Below are 5235 nucleotides of genomic sequence, written 5' to 3'. Positions count from 1 at the left end.
CTGTTGAATAAGAATCCAAAAACATGCTATAGATAAAATAAATCAACGCAAAAACTAACAATGCGCCCCATACAACATGTTTTAATGAAATTGGTTTTTTTACCGTATAATCAGTCTTATACAAATGCAATTTTTGATCACTCTTATAATTATAACCTCGTAATGGTCTTAATGTTTTTTGTAATTTTAGTAAAATATTCTGTATGTTCTCTTGACCATGAGGCATTAATGCATATTGCCCTTTAAATCCAAGCGCAAGACAAATATACATAAATTCTAATAACTCATGATATTTTTCCGGTTCTAACATTGTTCTAGATAAAATAGAATAGAATTTTTCCCCTCCCCAAGTCTCATTATGAAAATGAGCCAACAAAGAACGCTGTCCCCAAATGGAGGAACTTCCCCACGGAGTGGCCATAACCATTTCATCAATAAAAGTGCATACACAATATCTAAATGATAATTGAAACGCACTATCATAATTAAGACCTTTCACCTTTTCACTTAATGCAGCGATTTCATTCTGCATTCTAGAGTATAGCCCAGTGATGTCATCTAAATAAGAAAGCTTTCTTAATCGAAGCGCCGTTGCAAGTAAAGGATTAGCTAATTCAATTAATGGATTGTAAGAATCTGTTTGTAGCTGAAAATCATAGTCAATATCAAAATCTACATTTCCAACTTGCTCGTATAACAGATCTGTTTTTTCATTAATAACAGGGACATTATTAGTGATAAAAACTCTTTCCGAAGGCTTATCCAATGAAGGATTATATGTGTTCAATAATTCTTGATTAGTCATCACGATAAATCTCCACGAATTGCCCAAAACTCAATCTCTAACCCAGGATAATTTCCCGTTATATGGAAACCAAAACCAGATGACGACAATAAATTCTCCCAAAACGGTGATGTTTTGTCTAATTGGAAATAAATAAAGCCCGAATGATAAGGTAAGTATCTCGGTGCTACAGGTAATGCAAGTACAGGCACACCAGGCAATTGTAAATGCACCAACTGATTAATTTGTTCAATACTTGAAATTTTAGTCTGTTGAATAAATTGGTTTTTTAATAAATCCGGTTGCAAATGTGCCTTGATTGCAATAATAAACTCTGCAGTTGAGTAAAGCGTAGGATCATTTACTTGGGCTGTATAAATACCGTATTGATGTGCGACAACAGGCAATGGAATAACTTTAGCATTACTCACCACACTTAAATAAGATTTAATATCATTAAATAACAAATTAAGAGATAAAGCCGGATTATCATGAAAATAATCATAAAAAGTTTCAGAAAAACGCTCTTTTAACACAAATGTAGCAAGTTCACTACGTAAAGATGCAAGAAATTCATAAACACTTAAAGGATGGCTTTTACCCAATTTTACAATACTTTTAATAAGAGGTAATACTCGATTTAATGTTAAAAGCATTAAAAAGTCGTTGACATCAGCTACTCCAGACTGCTCTGGTCGACCAATTCGGTTTACAATACTTTGAGCTCGTAAGGAAACTAAATCAGATAACTCAGATAACTTCTTAATAAAAAGTGGCATTGCATTAATATGCAATGACATTGGATAAAAATCCTCGTCTAAAATAACTTGATGATCAAGGGAAATATCCTTTATTTTAGCAATGGGTAATGCAACATAATTACTAAGGTCATCTAATGATGATTTAAAAAAATATTGATTTTTCAGCAACTCAATTTGAGTATAGCTCCCATTTTCACTATGTGAATCCTTAACTTCAGTAAAAATAATCTCACTTTTAGAATCAACTACATCTGAGCGATTTGTCGAATATTTAACTTCCGTTTCCCCCCCTACAACAAGTGGTAAGCATAAATAGATTGTTTCACCAATCAAATTACTACTAATACTTATAGGAGAAGGGAGGTTGTCTGTTAAAGGCAAATCAAAAAGTGTTCCATCTGGCATAACGCCTTTACATTGAGTAAGGGCGAATTTGCCATAAGCAAGCTGCTGCTGATCAAATACTATGCTCTCAAACCCCAAGTTATAGACCGAAATATCTATAACATGCTTCAATTGAGTAGCTAAAAAACGACTTTCTTGCTGAAAGTGTTGGGGGCGAATAAATAGCCCCTCTTTCCATAAAACACGATTTGATAAAGACATTGACTAATTATCCTTATAAATTTCAACTTTTGAATCTAGTACGCGAATTAATAAAGGATAGCTTTCCCCGCCTTTAGGCTTAACTTGAACAATTCCCTTCCACTTACGATTTTCATAACCATTATAGAGTGCAACAACACCAATATAGTGAGTTTTCTCGTTTAACTCATATGAATCAACAAATCTAAATTGGTTAGGTGCGATAATTAGATCAATATTAGAAATATAAGTTTTACCTAAAGAATCTGCAAAATCATTCCCTCTGAAATCATCATAGGTACTGCTCAAAAATAGCGATTTATCTGTTAACTGAAATACTTTTAACATAACTGGTGTAGCACGAGCATCAGCTTTGCCTTTTTCTTGCTCAATCACTTGCTTATCTGTATTCGAGCTATTTGCCGTTACATTTTTTCTATATTCGTTAATCGTAATAGGGCGTTTTAATTGTCCTTTAGCAACATCAAACTCATCTGAATACTCCATATCTGCCTCATCGCTAACGACTGCAACAGCATCATCTTTAGGGGAATAAACATTGATATTTGCACGCTCCGTAGCATAAATAGAAAGTGAGTAAGTAGAAGCTTTGGCTAAGCGAGGATTTGTAGCCGGTTCATTAGAAGATGAGCAACCAGTAATTGTTAATACAGCTACAGTAATCATAAATAAAGATTTTAATTTCATAAGATTTCCTTAGTTATTTGATAAAGAAAAGAGGATCTAAAATGATCTCTTCCTGTTTCTGTTTCATCTCGTTTTTTCTTAGAGACGGTGTCCCATACTGAGGTAATTCATTCTTTTTAGCAACTGATTCGTTTATCGGAGCTTCATTAGATGATGAAAAAAATTCAGTAGGGGCATAGTATTCTAACCCACTTTCAATATGCAGATTAAAAAATTTATAATCAATAACTTCAGTTTGATGAGCTATTCCATCAATAAGTTCTGAATGTGTATTCTCATCTGCTTTTAATGCCAGTACCGGATCTAAAGTTAATTTTTCTATATCCAACGTTAGCAATGTTGAGTTCTCTGTACCAACATGGGGAAGTGAATTATCATTTTTATAGTCCAAATTAGATATCGTTTTATCTGTCACTTTATGTAATAAGTAAGAGAGTTCATCCTGTAAAGTCACAACTTCTGCTTCGTTAGTAAAAATCTTAGCTCTAATTTTATAGCTAAATAAAGAGATAAGATCGTTATCATTCAACTTAATTATACCACCAAGAGGAAGAGGACTCGCCGAGCTATTAATAAAAATATTCTTAGAGTGAGCAATCAAACAAAAACTCACATTGTAGTATTTTATCTCAAACTCAATATCAGAAAATTCATTCTTTAAATTATTTATTTTCCATTGGGCATCCACACTAGAGCCAATAAAACCACCAGATAAATCAAAATAGCAATAAGGCAAAGTTCCTTTTTCCAGCATAAAGGCATCAGTGACCATTAATAAAAGTTTATGCATCTATGCCGCTCCTTCAATAAGCACCTTACCTAAAGAACACATTTCTGATGAATTAGAATTCATCAAAGTAGTCCATCCTAAAAGGCTTGAATTTTCTTTTCCTAAAACGAATAAGGAACGTGTATCTGGATGCAAGCCTAATAAAATATCATAGGGCAATGGCTCCTTTAACAAAAAACGAATCAATTCCTGAAGATGCATATATTTTGTTGTATTAGGTAAAAACTGGTAAAACTCATCAAGCATCAACTCATTAATATTTATTCTAAATTTATTTGAGTATGATTCAACTTTATCACCAGAGATAAAACTCTCACCCAGCACAACATTCTTCATTCCCAGTTGATTTTTTTGTTCAGGTTCAATCTCAAGTAACTGACGAACATGCTCATCAATACTTACTGCCCCCAGTTCAAAATAATTTTTAATTATCTTCTCTAAAACTACCGAAGTTCTTACTCCAGATTGGATTAATCCAATATAGTAAAAAATCTTACTCCAATTTAAATGAGAAAATTCTAAAAACTCTCTTGATAAGCCAAGTAAATTTAATATATTCTGAGAATAATAATCTGAAAAATCAGAGTTAAATTTAATATAATACTTATATTTTCTCCAAATTTGATGAAAAATAGCAATTAAATGATGGTTAAAAAAATCTAAATATCTTGCCTGAACCGGTTCAGTTTCATAGAATTCTTCTGCAATTTCATCTAAAACACTCCCAGGCAAAGGGCCGGAGGAACCTTGCAATCCAAGAAAATTAACTAAAAATTGAAATTTCCTTTTATCTTCATCGTTAAAAATAGATAACTGCTCTATATCTCCTACTGGGAAACTAATTTTTGGATTACTAAAAAACTGAAATATTGATTCTTCAATTAATGTATTCTCTAAATTATCTAACTCAACAGATGATGAATCAGCAATAGCTTCCACAAGCTGGTGAAATCCAAATTTATTTAGATTACTCGTTGAAGCGATGTTTTCTGTTCCCATTTAAAAATCTCGTTATTACTTACATTCACTATTTCTAGCATATGAAATGAATTAATCGTGCCATATAATCTAAAAAATTCAGCTAAAATAGAACCGAATAAAAAAAGCTCGCCTTCACAAAGGAAATTATCACTATTCACCTGGAGTATAGACTTTTGTCCTCGATATACCGCACCTCTAATAACTTTATCAATAGGGCGAGTATGAATAGATTCAATTCCGGATAATCGTTTCTCTATTCTCCTCATTGCCTGAACATCATGGATTCCAGAAAAATCATAAATCAATAAAATTTCTTTTAATACTTCCAATTTTGTTAAAGACAGATAATTCAATGAAAGATTAGAAATTAGCTTCCAATGTAATGTTTCATCTAAAACTGCTCTAACTGTTTTTACAGGCAATGTAATATTCTTAAAATCAACATAAGACGGTGTATTTTGTGAAGGAATACAAATATCACCAATCCCCAACAATTCTGGTACAATATGATTCGTGCATTTTAACTCTAGAGATATTGTCTCTCTTTCACCTTCTAATAATTTATTCATGTCAGAAACAAAAGAAATATAATGTTCATATCTCGTTTCTTCAATATTATCCTTAAT

Annotated in this window: 6 protein-coding genes; all 6 read right to left on the bottom strand. The window is 32.2% G+C overall.

Annotation, left to right across the window (positions count from 1 at the left end):
- The coding region (gene icmH, locus BKK47_RS12100; RefSeq protein WP_077495068.1) for a type IVB secretion system protein IcmH/DotU at positions 1 to 805 on the bottom strand (805 nt) is incomplete at its 3' end.
- Positions 805 to 2151 carry a type VI secretion system baseplate subunit TssK gene (tssK, locus tag BKK47_RS12095; protein WP_077495067.1) on the bottom strand — a complete coding sequence of 449 codons (1347 nt, stop codon included), beginning with the start codon at positions 2149 to 2151 and terminating at the stop codon, positions 805 to 807. The genes icmH and tssK, both read right to left, overlap by 1 nt.
- 3 nt (positions 2152 to 2154) lie before the next feature.
- Positions 2155 to 2838 (bottom strand): type VI secretion system lipoprotein TssJ, encoded by a 684-nt coding sequence (gene tssJ / locus BKK47_RS12090; RefSeq protein ID WP_077495066.1) that lies wholly within the window; start codon positions 2836 to 2838, stop codon positions 2155 to 2157.
- A 13-nt stretch (positions 2839 to 2851) separates the two neighbouring features.
- Positions 2852 to 3628, bottom strand: a complete 777-nt coding sequence (locus tag BKK47_RS12085; RefSeq protein WP_077495065.1) for an FHA domain-containing protein — start codon at positions 3626 to 3628, stop codon at positions 2852 to 2854.
- Complete coding sequence (gene tssG / locus BKK47_RS12080) at positions 3629 to 4627, bottom strand: type VI secretion system baseplate subunit TssG (protein ID WP_077495064.1); 999 nt, start codon at positions 4625 to 4627, stop codon at positions 3629 to 3631.
- The coding region (locus BKK47_RS12075) for a type VI secretion system baseplate subunit TssF (RefSeq protein ID WP_208603985.1) at positions 4591 to 5235 on the bottom strand (645 nt) is incomplete at its 5' end. The genes BKK47_RS12075 and tssG, both read right to left, overlap by 37 nt.

The organism is Rodentibacter mrazii (assembly GCF_001998825.1).
In the GTDB taxonomy this organism is placed as follows: Bacteria; Pseudomonadota; Gammaproteobacteria; order Enterobacterales; family Pasteurellaceae; genus Rodentibacter; species Rodentibacter mrazii.
Note: the sequence above shows the minus strand (reverse complement) of the source record. Positions and strands in the feature narration are given on the sequence as shown.

Bases quoted from the DNA above. Each gene is read 5' to 3' on its own strand.
- tssK (WP_077495067.1), bottom strand. From the start codon at position 2,151: ATGTCTTTATCAAATCGTGTTTTATGGAAAGAGGGGCTATTTATTCGC.
- tssJ (WP_077495066.1), bottom strand. From the start codon at position 2,838: ATGAAATTAAAATCTTTATTTATGATTACTGTAGCTGTATTAACAATT.
- BKK47_RS12085 (WP_077495065.1), bottom strand. From the start codon at position 3,628: ATGCATAAACTTTTATTAATGGTCACTGATGCCTTTATGCTGGAAAAA.
- tssG (WP_077495064.1), bottom strand. From the start codon at position 4,627: ATGGGAACAGAAAACATCGCTTCAACGAGTAATCTAAATAAATTTGGA.